Genomic DNA, 15,992 nt, shown 5'->3' on the forward strand with positions numbered 1-15,992 from the left:
CTCCGCGGTCGACACGCGATGCCGGGCCGGTAGCGGGCGGGGCCCTCCCCCTCGGCCGGGACCGTAGGCTGGTCGGGTGACTCAGGATGCCGCCGGGGGACCGGTTACCCCCAATGAAGACGTACAGCCCGGTGAGGCCCCGGCCGGGGCGCGGCCCGAGGCTCGGCTGGAGCGGGCGGTAGGTGCCGCCGAGCAGGCGTTGATCGAGTTCGAGATCGCGGTGGACACCTTCCGGATCGAGGTCGAGAACTTCTCCCGGCTGCACCACCAGAAGCTGGGCCCGATGTACGCGCGGCTGGACGAGCTGGACGCCCAGATCGCGGAGGCCAAGGCCCGGCAGACCGGGGACCCGGAGGATGTGGCCAGGGCGCAGGAGGCGCGAGCGCTGGTCATGCCCATGCCGGGCGTGGAGGAGCTTTTCCACGACTGGATGGACTCGGACGGCTTGTCGCCGGAGGCCGCCGCGATGCTGACCGAGCAGCCGGTGCGCCCCCCGGAGCGGGTGCGGCCCAGCGAGGAGGCCCGCAAGCTCTACCGCGACCTGGTGCGCAAGGCGCACCCCGACCTGGCCAGGGAGGACAAGGAGCGCAACCGGCGCGAGGAGTTCATCACCCGGGTCAACGCCGCCTACTCGCGCGGCGACGAGAAGCTGCTGCGCGAGCTGTCCGACGAGTGGGCGGCCGGCCCGGTGCCCGAGACACGGCTCAGCGAGAGCGAGGAGCTGTACGCGCGGCTGGAGTGGTTGTCGCGGCGCAAGGAACTCCTGACGATCGTCGCCCGCGACCTGGAGGAGTCCGCGATCGGGTCGATGCTGCGGATGGCGCCGGAGGACCCCGATCAACTGCTCGACGAGATCGCCGGGCAACTGCTGGCGCAGGTCTCCGAGCGCGAGGCCGAACTCGCCCGGTGGGTGCAGTAGCGTTCCGGGGCGAACGCGCACCGTTTGCATGTACGAGAAAGGCTGTCACATGAACTTCGCCCCCTTGCCCTCCGTGGACGTCGCGTCGGTACCGGCTGACGGCCTGGTACTGGACGTCCGTGAGGCCGACGAGTGGGCGGCCGGGCACGTCGAGGGAGCCCTGCACGTGCCGATGAGCGACTTCGTCGCCCGCTTCGGCGAGGTCACCGAGGCCGTGGCGGGCGGCCGCCGTGCCCATGTGATGTGCCGGGTCGGCGGGCGGTCCGCCCAGGTCACCCAGTACCTGGTGCAGCAGGGGATCGACGCGGCGAACATCGAGGGCGGAATGCTGGCCTGGGACGGTGCCGGCCGGCCCATGGTCTCCGAGGGCGACTCCCCCGCGTTCGTCCTCTGACTCGGACGGGCTCGCAGCCGCGGAGGCCGGTCAAGCCCGTGAACGTGGCGACGGGGAAACCGAACTGCTCGCGCTGCGAGGTGTAGTCGGCGGTCATGGCCCAGACCCGTTCGCCGAGGCCGAGGGCCTGCACGCAGGTGCCGGCGGAGAGCCGTGACCGCAGCTCCACTCCCCCGCCCCGGTCTCGGTGATCACCTCGCCGGCCGGCATGCGTCCGGCGGCGAGACGGATTTCCGCGAGCCGCTCTCCGCTCGTGGGCGACCGGATCCAGCCCCGCACCCCCGTACTCGGGGGCCAGCAGCAGGCTCAGCAGGTCGGCGTCCGCGAGCTTCGCCCACAGGGGGCGGTCGAAGTCGTCGGCGACCGCCCCCTCGACGAGCGCAGGGCTGGGTACCGCGTCGGGCGCCGTCCTTGGGGAAGGCCGCCCGCGCGCGCCGCCTCGGTGGCCGCCTGCTGCTCCTCAGTGACGGCAAATTCCACTGCCCTGCCCTCCGATGACCGTGCGCGCGCCGCCTCCTGACGAGTCGTCAAGACGGAACACCTTCTGCAGAAAGGGAATGGCAGCGAGGTTCCGGGCGGTATGTCAGCGGTCGAAGTCCAACTCCACTTCGCCGGTGGCCGGGTGGGACTGGCAGGCCAGCACGTACCCTGCCTCGGTCTCCTCCGCCTCCAGCGCGTAGTTGCGGTCCATCCGCACTTCGCCGCGCACCAAAAACGCCCGGCAGGTGCCGCACACCCCGCCCTTGCAGGCGTACGGGGCGTCCGCGCGGGCCCGCAGCACCGTCTCCAGGAGCGACTCGCCGCCCTGCACCGGCCAGCTGCCGGAACGGCCGTCGAGGGTCGCGGTGAGGGTGCCGTCCACGGCGGCGGACGCCGGCGCGGGAGCGAGGAGGTCCGCCGTCCCGTCGTCGACGTGGAAGACCTCCTCGTGGATGCGGTCCCGGGCGACCCCGAGTCCGCGAAGGGCCTGTTCGGCGCCCTGCACCAGGCCGTACGGGCCGCACAGGTACCACCCGTCGATGTCCGCCACCGGCAGCAGGGCGGGCAGCAGGGCCGTGAGGCGGTTCGTGTCCAGCCGCCCGGACGGCAGCCCCGACTGCTGCTCCTCCCGCGAAAGCGCCGTGATCAGCTGGAACCGGTCGGGGTATCGGTCCTTGAGGTCGGCGGTCTCCTCCAGGAACATCGTGGACGCCGCCGTGCGGTCGCTGCGGATCAGACAGAACCGGGCGTCCGGCCGCCGCTCCAGAAGCGTCGCCGCGATGGACAGCACCGGAGTGATGCCGCTGCCTCCGACGATCGCCGCGAAGTAGCCGTCCCGCGGCGCGAGGGTGAACCGGCCCATGGGAGGCATCGCCTCCACCACGTCTCCGACCAGCAGTTCCTTGAGTGCGTACGTGGAGTACGAGCCGCCGTCGACAAGCCGGATCCCCACGCGCAGCACCGGTTCGGCCGGTGCTGCTGCCGCGGGCGCGCAGATCGAGTACGTGCGCCGGATCTCCTGCCCGTCCACGATCCGCCGCAGCGCCAGGTGCTGGCCCGGGACGTGCCGGAAGGTTTCGTGCAGCTCGGGCGGCACGGCGAGGGTGACGGCCACCGCATCGTCCGTGAGCCGCTCGATTCCCCGGACCCGGAGCGGGTGGAACGGCATCTACAACTCCTTGAAGTGGTCGAACGGTTCGCGGCAGGACACGCAGCGCCGCAGCGCCTTGCACGCGGTGGAGGAGAACCGGCTGAGCAATTCGGTGTCGATGGATCCGCAGTGCGGGCAGCGGATGGCGAGCGAGAGGGGTATCGGCTCCCGGGCGGCGGACGCGGCGTCGATCTCGCGGGTGGTGCGGGGCGGGGCGATGCCGAACTCGGTAAGTTTGCGGCGCCCTTCGGCGCTGATGTCGTCCGTCGACCAGGCGGGGGCGAGCACGGTGCGCACGGTCACCTCGGTCATGCCGGCACTTTCGTGCAGTACCCGCTCGATGTCGGCGGCCATCGCTTCGACAGCGGGGCAGCCGGTGTACGTCGGGGTCAGTTCGACCTCGACCCGGCCGGGAGCCGAAACGTGGACGGCACGCAGAACGCCCAGTTCTCCCAGAGTGAGCACGGGCAGTTCGGGGTCGGGGACGGTGCCGGCGAGGCGGCGCAGCTCCTCTTCGAGCGGCGTGCCGGTCGGGGGCGTGCCGGTCACCATGTCGCTCCCGGGTGGCTGCGGTGCAGATGCTGCATCTCGGCGAGCATCAGCCCGAACGGTTCCGTGTGCAGGCCCTGCCGTCCGGCGCCCGCCGCCCACGCCCCGGTGCGCGGCCCCTGGGGCACGGCGAGGGTGGCCCGTTCCAGAACACCGCTGACGGAGGCCAGCCAGTCCGACTCCAGCTGCTGCCAGTCGACCCCCTGCCCGTCGGCTTCCGTGCCCAGTCCCGCGTCCAGGCCTTCGACGGGCTGGAAGGGTTCGCCGGTGAACCGCCACAGCGCGTCGACGGCGCGCTGCATCCGGTCGTGGCTCTCCGTGGTGCCGTCGCCCAGCCGCAGCGTCCACTGCTCGGCGTGGTCGCGGTGGTAGGCGGTCTCCTTGACCGCCTTCGCCGCGAGGGGGGCGAAGGCGCCGCCACCGGCGGCCAGTCGTGCGTACAGCAGGTGCTGGTAGGTGGAGAAGTAGAGCTGCCGGGCGAGGGTGTGGGCGAAGTCGCCGTTCGGCTGCTCGACGACCTGGAGGTTGCGGAACGCCCGTTCTTCCCGGCGATAGGCCAGCTCGTCCTCGTCGCCGACGAGGGAGAGCAGGATGCGGGCCTGGCCCAGCAGGTCCAACGCGATGTTGGCGAGGGCCACCTCCTCCTCCAGGACGGGGGCGTGGCCGGCCCACTGCCCCAGCCGGTGGGACAGGATCAGCGCGTCGTCACCCAGGGCGAGAGCGGCGGAACGGGTTGCGGGAACCGTGCTCACAGGTGCTTCACCCCGTCCGGGATCTCGTAGAAGGTGGGGTGCCGGTAGGGCTTGTCACCGGCCGGTTCGAAGAAGGAGTCCTTCTCGTCGGGGGAGGACGCGGTGATCGCCGCGGAGGGCACCACCCAGATCGAGACACCTTCGGACCTGCGGGTGTAGAGGTCGCGGGCGTTGCGCAGGGCCATCTCCGCGTCCGGGGCGTGCAGGCTGCCGGCGTGGGTGTGGGACAGTCCGCGGCGCGAACGCACGAACACCTCCCACAGTGGCCAGTCCTGGTGCGAAGCCGTGCCGGTCATACTGTCCTCCCCCTGTCGCTGTCCGTGGTGCTGGTGTGGCGGTCGTCCCGGCTGCTGTCCGTACGGGTGTCCGACGGGCCCGTGCGGGCGTCCGAGGGAGTGCCCGGGTGGGTGCCCCGGGTGCTGCTGCCCGGGTGGTGTTTGCTCGCGTACGCCGCCGCCGCGTCCCGTACCCAGGCGCCCTCTTCGTGGGCCCGGCGGCGCTGGGAGAGGCGCTGTTCGTTGCAGGGGCCGTTGCCCTTCAGGACGTCCCGGAACTCGGCCCAGTCGATGGCGCCGAAGTCGTAGTGCCCGCGCTCCTCGTTCCACCGCAGGTCGGGGTCCGGGAGGGTGAGGCCCAGCGACTCGGCCTGCGGGACGGCGATGTCGACGAAGCGCTGGCGCAGTTCGTCGTTGGAATGCCGCTTGATCTTCCAGGCCATGGACTGCGCGGAGTGCGCGGACTCGTCGTCGGGAGGACCGAACATCATCAGCGACGGCCACCACCACCGGTTCACCGCGTCCTGCGCCATCGCGTGCTGCTCCGGCGTACCGTGCGAGAGGGCGAGCAGCGACTCGTACCCCTGGCGCTGGTGGAAGGACTCCTCCTTGCAGATGCGGACCATGGCGCGGGCGTACGGGCCGTAGGAACAGCGGCAGATCGGGACCTGGTTCGTGATCGCGGCGCCGTCCACCAGCCAGCCGATCGCGCCGACGTCGGCCCAGGTCAGCGTCGGGTAGTTGAAGATCGACGAGTACTTTTGGCGACCGGAGTGCAGCTTGTCGAGGAGCTCCTCGCGGCTGGTGCCCAGCGTTTCGGCGGCGCTGTAGAGGTACAGCCCGTGCCCGGCCTCGTCCTGGACCTTGGCCATCAGGATCGCCTTACGGCGCAGCGAGGGGGCACGAGTGATCCAGTTGGACTCCGGCTGCATGCCGATGATCTCGGAGTGCGCGTGCTGCGCGATCTGGCGGACCAGGGAGGCGCGGTAGGCATCCGGCATCCAGTCGCGCGGCTCGATGCGCTCGTCGGCGGCGACGGCGGCGTCGAATGCCTCCTGGTACGCCGCTTCGTCCTGCGCTCCTGCCCCGTTCGGGGTGTGTGCTGCCGTCGCATGCGTCAATGCCGTCATCCTGACCCCCAGATCACCCTACCGACCGATCGTTCGGTTCATCGACTTCAATGGTGGGGCGGCGGCCCGTAGGGTGTCAACCTCTGTGGACAACTGGCTGACACGTGCGGAGCGGGGCGGATGGATTCGTACGACGACAAGGCCGGGAGCGGCGGGACGCAGGACGCCGAACCTTCCCGGCCCGGCGGCGACCCCGGCCCGACCCGGCCCAGCAGCGACCCCGGCCCGACCCTGACCGCCGACGTCGGCACTCCGGCCCGGCCCCGGGACAGGGCAGGCATGGCCGCGCTGTCCTTCCGCTGCCGGATCGTCGCCGCCCTCGCCCTCGCGCTGGTCGGCGTCACCGCCCTCGTTCACCTCGGCATGGTTTTTCTCCACGTCAGCCCGTCGAACACGGTGAGCAAGGAGCACGCGGCCGCCGTGGACGCCTGGATCAACCCCGAGTTCGAACAGAACTGGAAGCTCTTCGCGCCCAACCCGCTCCAGCAGAACGTCGCCGTCCAGGCCCGCGCCCAGATCCGCACCGAGAGCGGCCAGTGGCGCGTCACCGAGTGGATCGACTTCACGGAGAGGGACGCCGAGGAGATCCGCGGCAGCCTGCTGCCCAGCCACACCGCTCAGAACCAGCTGCGCCGCGGCTGGGACTTCTACACCGGCTGGCACAACGACAAGAACGAGTCGCTCGGCATGCGCGGCGACCTCTCCGAGCGCTACATCCGGCGCCTCGTGCTGGAGCGCATGTCCGCCCTGGACATGGGGGGCGCCGTGCACCGCGTCCAGGTGCGCTCGCGCACGACCTGGGTGAAGCCGCCCCCGTGGAGCAAGGAGAAGGTGACCGCGACACCCGCGTACCGGGTGCTGCCCTGGTGGACGGTGACACCGGCCGACCTCACGAAGGTCGCGGCCGAGGCAGGAGTGACCAAGTGAGCACCGGTACGCCCCCCACCTGCCCCACCTCCTCGCCCTCCGGCACGTCCCCCACGCCGCGTACTCCACGCACGCGCGCGCGTGCCCACGTTCCGGCCCAACTGCGCAGGTCGGCGCGCCTCCTCCGACGAGGCGTCCAGAACGTCACCGCCGCCGCCCTCGGCCCGTACCAGAGCGCCGTCATCCGCATCGGTTTCGCCGGAACCTGGCTGCTCTTCCTGCTGCGCGAGATTCCGCACCGCCAGGAGATGTACGGACCCGAGGGGCCGTGGAACTGGGACATGGCGCGCCGGATCGTGGAGGACAACGGGGCCTTCACGGCGCTGATGTGGACGGACAGCACGCTGTGGTTCGAGTTCGTGTACGTCGCGGCCATCGCGGCCAGTGCCCTGCTGGTGATCGGCTGGCGCACCCGGACGATGTCCGTCCTGTTCATGATCGGCGTGCTGTCCCTCCAGAACCGCAGCGTCTTCCTGGGTGACGGCGGGGACAACGTCATCCATCTGATGGCGATGTACCTGGTGCTCACCCGCTGTGGCCAGGTGTGGTCGCTGGACGCCCGCCGGGTGCGGGCCGCGGGCGGCACGGTGGCCGCCGTCGTGCGTGACCGGGTGGGCCCCGTGGTGTGGGGGGTGCTCGGCGCCGCCCTCGCGGTGGTCACGTTCACCGGTGTGGTGCGATGGGGCTGGCTGCTGGTCTTCTGGGCGTTGCTGCTGGCCCACGCACTGTGGTGGGGGGCGTGCCGGTACGCGGACGGTGAGCCGCGGCTCCTGCTGGACGTCCTGACGAACCTCGTGCACAACGCGGTGCTGGCCGTCGTCATGGTCGAGGTGTGCTTCGTCTACGCGACGGCCGGCTGGTACAAGGTGCAGGGTTCCCGCTGGCAGGACGGCACCGCCGTCTACTACCCGCTGCACCTGGACTACTTCACGCCCTGGCCCGACTTGTCGTCCCTGCTCGCCTCCAGCGGAACGATGATCATGCTGGTGACGTACGGCACGGTGATGGTGCAGGTCGCCTTCCCCTTCACCCTGTTCAACCGGCGCGTGAAGAACGTCCTGCTGGTGCTGATGATTTTGGAGCACGCGAGCATCGCGGTGCTGCTGGGGCTGCCGTTCTTCTCGATGGCGATGATCGCCGCCGACGCGGTGTTCCTGCCGACGGTGTTCCTGCTGTGGCTGGGCGGGCGTGCGGGACGGCTGCGAGACCGGGTGCGGGGCCGTGTGCGGCCGTCGCCCACGGCCGAGGTGCAGCGGCCGGCCGACGGGCAACGGCCCCGTACGCTCGTGGGGTGAGCAGCGAGAACACCCCACGGGCCGAGCAGCGCGAACCCGTCCCGAGCGAGCAGCCCGTCCCCGTTCGGCCCGAGCAGTGCGAACCAGCCCCGGGCGGGCAGTCCGCCCCCGCACCGGCCGAGCAGTGCGAACCCGCCCAGTACGACGACGGCTTCGGCGCCGAGATCGGCGTCGGCCCGCACCCCGAGCCGTGGCCCGGGGACGAGCGGTACGACCCGGAGCTGCTCGCGCACGGCGACCGGCGCAACGTCGTCGACCCGTACCGGTACTGGACGCGTGAGGCGATCGTCGCGGACCTGGACACCCGGCGGCACGATTTCCACGTGGCGGTGGAGAACTGGGGCCACGACTTCAACATCGGATCGGTCGTACGGACCGCCAACGCCTTCCTCGCCAAGGAGATCCACATCGTGGGGCGACGGCGCTGGAACCGGCGCGGGGCGATGGTCACCGACCGCTACCAGCATGTCCGCCATCACCCCGACACCGAGTCGCTCACCGCCTGGGCCGCGGCCGAGGGCGTGCCGATCATCGGCATCGACAATCTCCCGGGTGCGGTGCCGCTGGAGCGGACGGTGCTGCCGAAGCGGTGCGTGCTGCTGTTCGGGCAGGAGGGGCCGGGGCTGACGGAGGAAGCGCGGGCGCATGCGTCGATGGTGTGCTCGATCGCCCAGTTCGGGTCGACGCGGTCGATCAACGCGGGGGCGGCGGCGGCGATCGCGATGCACGCGTGGGTGCAGCGGTATGCGGAGATCGCGGATCCGTCGTAGGTCCGCGTCCCGGTAAGTGTCACTTTCGGACGGGTGTGTCGTTCACGTCGTCGAGCGGAGCGTCGATCCTGGTTGCGGCAGAAGTGGTGGAGCCGCGCACCGCCGTTCTCCGGGAGACGGGCGTAGTGGTCGACCCGCGACGCTGACCGGAGCACGGTGCGGGGATGCCGTGGCCCGCATGGGGGAGCGGGCCACGGCATCCGTTCCTGCTGGTGCGCCGTCACGTCACGCCTGGCGGCGTACCTCCACCGTCCGGAAGCGGTTGGACACGAACGCACCGTCGCACAGGGCGGCGTTCGCGGCCGGGTTGCCGCCGGAGCCGTGGAAGTCGGAGAAGGCGGCCGTCTGGTTCACGTACACCCCGCCCGTGAGGTTCAGCGAGAGCTGCGCGGACTCCTCCAGGCAGACCTCTTCGATCGCGCGCTCCACCTCGGGCGAGGTCGTGTACGCGCCGACCGTCATGGCGCCCTTCTCGCGCACCGTGCGCCGCAGCAGGTCCAGGGCGGCGGTCGTGGAGTCGACGGCGACGGCGAAGGACACCGGACCGAAGCACTCCGACATGTACGCCGCCTCCGCGTCCGGCTTCGCCCCGTCCAGCTTGACGATGACGGGGGTGCGGACGGTCGCGTCGGGGAAGTCCGGGTGGGTGACCTCACGCGAGGGCAGGGCGACTTCGCCCAGCCCGGCCGCCGCGTCCAGGCGGGCCTTCACGTCCGGATTGACCAGCGCGCCCAGCAGCGCGTTCGCACGGGCGTCGTCGCCGAGCAGTCCGCCGACCGACTTCGCGAGGTCGCCGACGACTTCCTCGTACGACTTGGCGCCCGCGTCGGTGGTGATGCCGTCGCGCGGGATGAGCAGGTTCTGCGGGGTGGTGCACATCTGACCGCTGTAGAGGGACAGCGAGAACGCCAGGTTGGAGAGCATGCCCTTGTAGTCGTCGGTGGAGTCGACGACGACCGTGTTGACACCGGCCTTCTCCGTGTAGACCTGTGCCTGACGAGCGTGCGCCTCCAGCCAGTCGCCGAAGGACGTCGACCCCGTGTAGTCAATGATCTTGATTTCGGGGCGCAGGGCGAGCGACTTGGCGATGCCCTCGTCCGGACGTTCGGCGGCCAGCGCCACCAGGTTGGGGTCGAAGCCTGCCTCGGCGAGGACCTCGCGGGCGGCCTTCACCGTCATCGCGAGCGGCAGCACCGCGCGCGGGTGCGGTTTGACGAGGACCGGGTTGCCGGTCGCCAGGGATGCGAAGAGGCCCGGGTAACCATTCCAGGTGGGGAAGGTGTTGCAGCCCACCAGGAGCGAGATGCCGCGCGGGACGGCGACGAAGGACTTCGACAGGTTCAGCGGGTCGCGCTTGCCCTGCGGCTTGGACCAGTCGGCGGCTTCGGGCACCCGGGTCTGTTCGGCGTAGGCGTACGCCACCGCCTCCAGACCGCGGTCCTGGGCGTGCGGCCCGCCCGCCTGGAGCGCCATCATGAACGCCTGTCCGCTGGTGTGCATCACCGCGTGCGCGAACTCGTGCGTACGGGCACTGATCCGGGCCAGGATCTCCAGGCAGACCACCGCGCGCGCCTCGGGGCCCGCGTCCCGCCAGGCGCCCATGCCCGCGCGCATGGCGGGCAGCAGGACCTCCACGTCCGCGTGCGGATAGGAGACGCCCAGCTCCGGCCCGTACGGGGAGACCTCGCCGCCCTCGGAGGCGGAGCCGCCCACCCAGCCGTCCGTGCCGGGCTGGTCCGACAGGTCGAAGCGGGTGTTCTTCAGTGCCTCGAACGCCGCGAGGCCGTCGGCGGCCGCGCTCTCCCCGTATGCCTTCGGGTGCTCCGGGTGCGGGGACCAGTAGGCGCGCGTGCGGATCGCTTCGAGAGCCTGGTCGAGTGTGGGCCGGTGGGTCTCGGTCAGCTGCGTCAGCTTCTGCGGCGACTGCATTGCGCGACCAACTCCTCGTCGAGGTGGGCTCGGGATGGGGCTCGGTATGCGGTTCGAAAGGGGACCGGCCGGGGTCGGACGGTGCTCGGGCCGGCTCGGACTGGGCTCCGAAGGGCGGACACGGCTAGAGTAACCGAACGATCGGTCGGGACAAGGGGGCCGACGTGAACCTGTGGACAACCCGTCCGGGAGGATTGCCCGCATGACAGCAATCGAGCGCGCCCGCACCGTCGCCGTCGTCGGCACCGGCACCATGGGTCAGGGCATCGCCCAGGTGGCCCTACTTGCCGGGCACCCCGTCCTTCTCTTCGACGCGGACGCCGCGCGCACCTCCGCGGCGGACGCTTCCGTGCGGTCACGGATCGAGCGGCTGGTGGAGAAGGGCCGCCTGGAGCGCGCGGAGGCCGACGCGGCTCTCCTGCGCCTGCGCGCCGCCCGCGACCTGCGGGACCTCTCCGAGGCCGCGCTCGTCGTCGAGGCGATCGTGGAACAGCTGCCGGTCAAACAGGAACTGTTCGTCTCGCTCGAGGCACTCGTCGCCGAGGACTGCCTCCTCGCCACGAACACCTCCTCGCTGTCCGTCACGGCGATCGCCGGCGCACTCAAGCATCCGGGCCGCTTCGTCGGCATGCACTTCTTCAACCCCGCCCCGCTGCTCCCCCTCGTGGAGGTGGTCAGCGGCTTCGCGACGGACGACGCCGCCGCCACGCGCGCGTACGACACGGCGCTGGCCTGGGGAAAGACCCCGGTGCGCTGCGCGGACACCCCCGGATTTCTGGTGAACCGGATCGCCCGCCCCTTCTACGCCGAGGCGTTCGCGGTGTACGAGGAGCAGGCCGCCGACCCGGCCACGATCGACGCGGTACTGCGCGAGTCCGGCGGTTTCCGGATGGGGCCCTTCGAGCTGACCGACCTGATCGGGCAGGACGTGAACGAGGCCGTCTCGCGGTCGGTGTGGGAGGCGTTCCACCAGAGCCCCAAGTTCGTGCCCTCGCTGCCGCAGCGCCGACTGGTGGAGTCGGGCCGGCTCGGGCGCAAGTCCGGCCGGGGTTGGTTCCCGTACGGGGAGGGCACGGCCGGGCCGGAGCCGCACACCGCCGCACCCGAGGCCGCCCCCGCGCGCGTGAGCGTGACCGGCGACTTCGGGCCCGCCGCCGAGGTGGTCACGATGCTCCAGGAGGCCGAGGGCATCGAAGTGCGGCAGCTGACTGCCGGTGGCCCGTACATCGGTCTGCCGGGCGGCGGCCAGCTCGCCCCCGTCGACGGACACACCTCCGTCGAGTACGACGACGTCGTCTACTTCGACCTCGCCCTCGACTACCGGGCCGCTACCCGCATCGCCCTGGCAGCTTCCGCCGATGTGTCGGAACAGACCCTCAAGGAGGCGGTCGGCCTCTTCCAGGCGCTCGGCAAGGACGTCAGCGTGATCGGCGACGTCCCCGGCATGATCGTCGGCCGTACCGTCGCCATGCTGGTCGATCTCGCGCTGGACGCCGTGGCCAAGGGTGTCGCGACGCCCGAGGACATCGACACCGCGATGCGACTGGGAGTCAACTACCCGCGCGGGCCCCTGGAGTGGGGACGTGCCCTCACCGGCGACTGGTCCTTCGACCTGCTCACCGCGATGCACGAGCGCTGCCCGACCGGGCGCTACGCACCCTCCCTGGCGCACTACCGGCAGGGTTACGCCGAGCAGCAGGCCGCCGAATGAGCGCCACGGACCGTCCGTTCGCCGACCGCGCGGCGGTGGAGCGCGGCACGACGGCAGAGCGCACGCCCACCGCGAAGAGGGACACGTACACGCCCGAGACGCTGCTCGCCGTGGCGGTGCGCGTCTTCAACGAGCGCGGGTACGACGGCACGTCGATGGAGCACTTGTCGAAGGCCGCCGGGATCTCCAAGTCGTCGATCTATCACCACGTCTCCGGCAAGGAGGAGCTGCTGCGGCGCGCGGTCAGCCGGGCGCTGGACGGCCTGTTCGCCGCCCTGGAGGAGCCGCAGGCCCAGCACGGGCGGGCCATCGAGCGCGTCGAGCACGTCACCCGACGCACCGTCGAGGTGCTGATGGCGGAACTGCCGTACGTCACCCTGCTGCTGCGCGTACGGGGCAACACGCAGACCGAGCGGTGGGCGCTGGAGCGCCGCCGCGAGTTCGACCAGCGGGTGTCCGATCTGCTGAAGGCCGCGGCGGCGGACGGCGACCTGCGGGCGGACATGGACATCCGGCTGGCGACCCGGCTGCTCTTCGGGATGATCAATTCGCTGGTGGAGTGGTACCGGCCGCACCCCGATGGGGTGGACCGGGAACAGCTCGCGGACACCGTCGTACGACTGGCCTTCGACGGGCTGCGGACGGGCTAGGGGGCAGGGGGACCGGGCGTCCTGCCGCTCCGCTGTCCGGTCGGCGTGCTGTTCTGCCGTCCGGTCCCCTGTCGTCGTACCGGATCCCCGGTCAGGAGTCCTGGCCGGTCTGCGGATCCAGGTCGGTCTCCTCGAAGACGAGGAGGGTGCGGGTGCTCAGCACCTCAGGAATGTTCTGGATCCGGGTCAGGACCAGTTCGCGCAGTGTCCTGTTGTCCGGGGTGTGCACCAGCAGCAGCACGTCGAAATCGCCGCTGACCAGGGCGATGTGAGCGGCCCCCGGGAGCGCCTCCAGCTCTTCGCGGACCGTGCGCCACGAGTTCTGGACGATCTTGAGGGTGATGTACGCGGAAGCGCCCTGGCCTGCCCTTTCGTGGTCGACCCTGGCACTGAAACCGCGGATGACACCGTCGTCGATGAGGCGGTTGATCCGGGCGTAGGCGTTGGCGCGCGAGACGTGGACGCGCTCGGCCACCGATCGTATCGAGGCGCGGCCGTCGGTCTGGAGCATCCGCAGGATGTCGCGGTCGACGGAGTCCAGGGGGCGTGCCGGAGAGGGGTCCCGCGGGGGATTGCGCTGCGGCTCCCTCGGTGGGTCCTGGGAGAGGTTGCGCGCAGGCTCTCTCGGTGGGTCCTGGGCGCGCTCCCCCGGCGAACCCCTGTGGATATCTCCGTCGTTCCCGTGCAGACCGTCACCCGATCCGGCCATTTGTTCAGCTGCCACGTGCCCCCGCCTCCCCGCCATGGACGTCCTGTTCCCATCCCAGGCTGCGCAGAACCGTTTGTCCACAGGCTGGCGCCGCCTGTAGCCAAACTGCACCCACGACCGAACAATCGGTAGGTGAGGCACACCACACCGTGGCGTGCTGGTGACCGCTCCGCACCACTCCCACGAGGAGGTGTTCGTCGTGACGATTCAAGAGATGCCGGGCAGCACGGCCTACCGGCCCAGCCCGCCCCCGGCCTGGAAGCCCCGCACCGACCCCGCTCCGCTGCTCCCCGACCCCGAGCCGTACCGGGTCCTGGGCACCGGGGCGGCCGCCCGGGTCGACCCCGCCCTGATGCGCACGCTGTACGCGGAGCTGGTGCGCGGCCGCAGGTACAACGCGCAGGCCACCGCTCTCACCCGGCAGGGCAGGCTCGCCGTCTACCCGTCCAGCACGGGCCAGGAGGCCTGCGAGGTGGCGGCCGCGGCCGTGCTGAAGGAGCAGGACTGGCTGTTTCCCTCCTACCGCGACACCCTCGCCGCCGTGGCGCGTGGCCTGGACCCCGTGCAGGCGCTGACGCTGCTGCGTGGCGACTGGCACACCGGCTACGACCCGCGCGAGGTGCGGATAGCCCCGCTGTGCACGCCGCTCGCCACGCAGCTCCCGCACGCGGTGGGCCTCGCGCACGCCGCGCGGCTGAAGGGCGACGACGTGGTGGCGCTCGCCATGGTCGGCGACGGCGGCACCAGTGAGGGAGACTTCCACGAGGCGCTGAACTTCGCCGCAGTCTGGCGGGCCCCGGTCGTCTTCCTCGTGCAGAACAACGGCTTCGCGATCTCCGTGCCGCTCGCCAAGCAGACCGCCGCCCCATCCCTCGCCCACAAGGCCGTCGGGTACGGCATGCCGGGCCGGCTGGTCGACGGGAACGACGTGGCCGCGATGCACGAGGTGCTGACCGAGGCGATGGAGCGCGCCCGGCGCGGCGGCGGCCCGACGCTGGTCGAAGCCGTGACGTACCGCATGGAGGCCCACACCAACGCCGACGACGCGACCCGCTACCGGGTCGACGCCGAGGTCGAAGCCTGGCGCGACCACGATCCGATTGTCCTCCTGGAGCGGGAGCTGACGGAGCGCGGCATGCTCGACGACGACGGGGTGCGCGAGGCGCGGGAGGCCGCCGAGGCCATGGCCGCGGACCTGCGGGCGCGGATGAACACGGACCCGGTGCTCGACCCGATGGATCTCTTCGCGCAGGTGTACACCGAGAAAACCGCTCAACTGTGTGAGCAAGAGGCCCAGTTGAGGGCCGAGCTGGAAGCGGAGGCGGAGCGATGAGCAGCACCACCGCGGCCCCGGGGCGCAAGGCCGCGGCAAAGCCCGCGAGCATGGCGCAGGCCCTCCAGCGGGCCATGCGCGACGCCATGGCCGAGGACCCGACGGTGCACGTCATGGGCGAGGACGTCGGCGCGCTGGGCGGGGTCTTCCGGATCACCGACGGGCTGGCCAAGGAGTTCGGCGAGGACCGCTGCACGGACACCCCGCTCGCCGAGGCCGGGATACTCGGGGCGGCCGTCGGCATGGCGATGTACGGGCTGCGGCCGGTCGTGGAGATGCAGTTCGACGCGTTCGCCTACCCGGCGTTCGAGCAGCTCGCCAGCCATGTCGCCAAGATGCGCAACCGCACGCGCGGCGCACTCGCGATGCCGCTGACGATCCGCATCCCCTACGGCGGCGGCATCGGCGGCGTCGAGCACCACAGCGACTCCTCCGAGGCGTACTACATGGCGACCCCGGGGCTGCACGTCGTCACCCCGGCGACCGTGCAGGACGCCTACGGACTGCTGCGCGAAGCCATCGCCTCCGACGACCCGGTCGTCTTCCTGGAGCCCAAGCGGCTGTACTGGTCGAAGGCCGACTGGTCGCCGGACGCCCCGGCGGCCGTCGAGCCGATAGGACGGGCGGTGGTCCGCCGTCCCGGCCGCAGCGCCACCCTGATCACCTACGGCCCTTCCCTGCCGGTGTGCCTGGAGGCCGCCGAGGCGGCCACGGCCGAGGGCTGGGACCTGGAGGTCCTCGATCTGCGGTCCCTGGTGCCGTTCGACGATGAGACGGTCGCCGCGTCGGTACGGCGGACCGGGCGCGCGGTCGTCGTCCACGAGTCAACCGGCTTCGGCGGACCCGGCGGCGAGATCGCCGCCCGTGTCACCGAGCGCTGCTTCCACCACCTGGAGGCGCCGGTGCTGCGCGTCGCAGGGCTGGACGTGCCGTACCCGCCGCCGATGCTGGAGCGCCACCATCTTCCTGGTGTGGACCGGGTCCTCGACGCGGTCGCACGGCTCCAGTGGGAGGCCTGA

The 15,992-nt window shown here is 71.3% G+C and carries 16 protein-coding genes and 1 pseudogene; 9 read left to right on the forward strand and 8 right to left on the reverse strand.

What is annotated here, in order from left to right; genetic code table 11:
- Positions 1-76 precede the first annotated feature (76 nt).
- A complete protein-coding gene (locus HNQ79_RS18965) occupies positions 77-919 on the forward strand; it encodes a J domain-containing protein (RefSeq protein ID WP_185032569.1) in 843 nt (280 codons plus the stop codon).
- Between the two features lie 49 nt (positions 920-968).
- On the forward strand, positions 969-1,313 hold the full coding sequence (locus HNQ79_RS18970; RefSeq protein ID WP_185032571.1) for a rhodanese-like domain-containing protein: 345 nt from the start codon (positions 969-971) through the stop codon (positions 1,311-1,313).
- A 40-nt stretch (positions 1,314-1,353) separates the two neighbouring features.
- Here HNQ79_RS18970 and HNQ79_RS33820 read toward each other — a convergent pair.
- From HNQ79_RS33820 to paaA, 6 genes and pseudogenes are all read right to left on the reverse strand, one after another.
- A pseudogene (locus tag HNQ79_RS33820) lies at positions 1,354-1,793 on the reverse strand (acyl-CoA dehydrogenase family protein); the annotation flags it as partial.
- Positions 1,794-1,896: 103 nt separating this feature from the next.
- Entirely contained in the window at positions 1,897-2,961 is a 1,065-nt protein-coding gene (locus tag HNQ79_RS18975) for a 2Fe-2S iron-sulfur cluster-binding protein (protein WP_185032573.1), read from the reverse strand.
- The gene (gene paaD, locus HNQ79_RS18980) at positions 2,962-3,495 is read right to left on the reverse strand and encodes a 1,2-phenylacetyl-CoA epoxidase subunit PaaD (RefSeq protein WP_185032575.1); all 534 of its coding nucleotides are present in this window, start codon (positions 3,493-3,495) and stop codon (positions 2,962-2,964) included.
- Complete coding sequence (paaC, locus tag HNQ79_RS18985) at positions 3,489-4,244, reverse strand: 1,2-phenylacetyl-CoA epoxidase subunit PaaC (RefSeq protein WP_185032577.1); 756 nt, start codon at positions 4,242-4,244, stop codon at positions 3,489-3,491. The genes paaD and paaC overlap by 7 nt, the downstream gene beginning before the upstream one ends.
- Positions 4,241-4,540 (reverse strand): 1,2-phenylacetyl-CoA epoxidase subunit PaaB, encoded by a 300-nt coding sequence (paaB, locus tag HNQ79_RS18990; protein ID WP_185032579.1) that lies wholly within the window; start codon positions 4,538-4,540, stop codon positions 4,241-4,243. Before paaB ends, paaC begins: the two co-directional genes overlap by 4 nt.
- A complete protein-coding gene (gene paaA, locus HNQ79_RS18995) occupies positions 4,537-5,649 on the reverse strand; it encodes a 1,2-phenylacetyl-CoA epoxidase subunit PaaA (RefSeq protein ID WP_373312492.1) in 1,113 nt (370 codons plus the stop codon). Before paaA ends, paaB begins: the two co-directional genes overlap by 4 nt.
- Before the next feature lie 120 nt (positions 5,650-5,769).
- On the opposite strand from paaA, the gene HNQ79_RS19000 reads away from it, so the two are divergent.
- From HNQ79_RS19000 to HNQ79_RS19010, 3 genes are all read left to right on the forward strand, one after another.
- Complete coding sequence (locus HNQ79_RS19000; protein ID WP_185032581.1) at positions 5,770-6,576, forward strand: DUF5819 family protein; 807 nt, start codon at positions 5,770-5,772, stop codon at positions 6,574-6,576.
- Positions 6,465-7,871: an HTTM domain-containing protein gene (locus tag HNQ79_RS19005; protein WP_373312493.1), complete on the forward strand. Its 1,407-nt coding sequence runs from the start codon at positions 6,465-6,467 to the stop codon at positions 7,869-7,871. Before HNQ79_RS19000 ends, HNQ79_RS19005 begins: the two co-directional genes overlap by 112 nt.
- Before the next feature lie 164 nt (positions 7,872-8,035).
- Positions 8,036-8,641 (forward strand): TrmH family RNA methyltransferase, encoded by a 606-nt coding sequence (locus HNQ79_RS19010; protein ID WP_185032705.1) that lies wholly within the window; start codon positions 8,036-8,038, stop codon positions 8,639-8,641.
- A gap of 225 nt (positions 8,642-8,866) precedes the next feature.
- On the opposite strand, the gene paaN is transcribed toward HNQ79_RS19010, so the two are convergent.
- Positions 8,867-10,570, reverse strand: coding sequence for a phenylacetic acid degradation protein PaaN (gene paaN / locus HNQ79_RS19015; RefSeq protein ID WP_185032583.1), 1,704 nt, complete (start codon positions 10,568-10,570; stop codon positions 8,867-8,869).
- Positions 10,571-10,772: 202 nt separating this feature from the next.
- Here paaN and HNQ79_RS19020 point away from each other — a divergent pair, with 202 nt between their 5' ends.
- Together HNQ79_RS19020 and HNQ79_RS19025 are read left to right on the forward strand one after the other, a co-directional pair.
- The gene (locus tag HNQ79_RS19020; protein ID WP_185032585.1) at positions 10,773-12,281 is read left to right on the forward strand and encodes a 3-hydroxyacyl-CoA dehydrogenase; all 1,509 of its coding nucleotides are present in this window, start codon (positions 10,773-10,775) and stop codon (positions 12,279-12,281) included.
- Positions 12,278-12,931, forward strand: a complete 654-nt coding sequence (locus HNQ79_RS19025) for a TetR/AcrR family transcriptional regulator (RefSeq protein WP_229923261.1) — start codon at positions 12,278-12,280, stop codon at positions 12,929-12,931. The genes HNQ79_RS19020 and HNQ79_RS19025 overlap by 4 nt, the downstream gene beginning before the upstream one ends.
- 91 nt (positions 12,932-13,022) lie before the next feature.
- On the opposite strand, the gene HNQ79_RS19030 is transcribed toward HNQ79_RS19025, so the two are convergent.
- Positions 13,023-13,655 carry a winged helix-turn-helix transcriptional regulator gene (locus HNQ79_RS19030; protein WP_308437320.1) on the reverse strand — a complete coding sequence of 211 codons (633 nt, stop codon included), beginning with the start codon at positions 13,653-13,655 and terminating at the stop codon, positions 13,023-13,025.
- Positions 13,656-13,839: 184 nt separating this feature from the next.
- Between HNQ79_RS19030 and pdhA the strand changes: the two genes are divergently transcribed.
- On the forward strand, positions 13,840-14,973 hold the full coding sequence (pdhA, locus tag HNQ79_RS19035) for a pyruvate dehydrogenase (acetyl-transferring) E1 component subunit alpha (RefSeq protein WP_185032586.1): 1,134 nt from the start codon (positions 13,840-13,842) through the stop codon (positions 14,971-14,973).
- Positions 14,970-15,992: an alpha-ketoacid dehydrogenase subunit beta gene (locus tag HNQ79_RS19040; protein WP_185032588.1), complete on the forward strand. Its 1,023-nt coding sequence runs from the start codon at positions 14,970-14,972 to the stop codon at positions 15,990-15,992. Before pdhA ends, HNQ79_RS19040 begins: the two co-directional genes overlap by 4 nt.

It is taken from the genome of Streptomyces candidus, assembly GCF_014207445.1.
GTDB classification, from domain to species: Bacteria; Actinomycetota; Actinomycetes; order Streptomycetales; family Streptomycetaceae; genus Streptomyces; species Streptomyces candidus.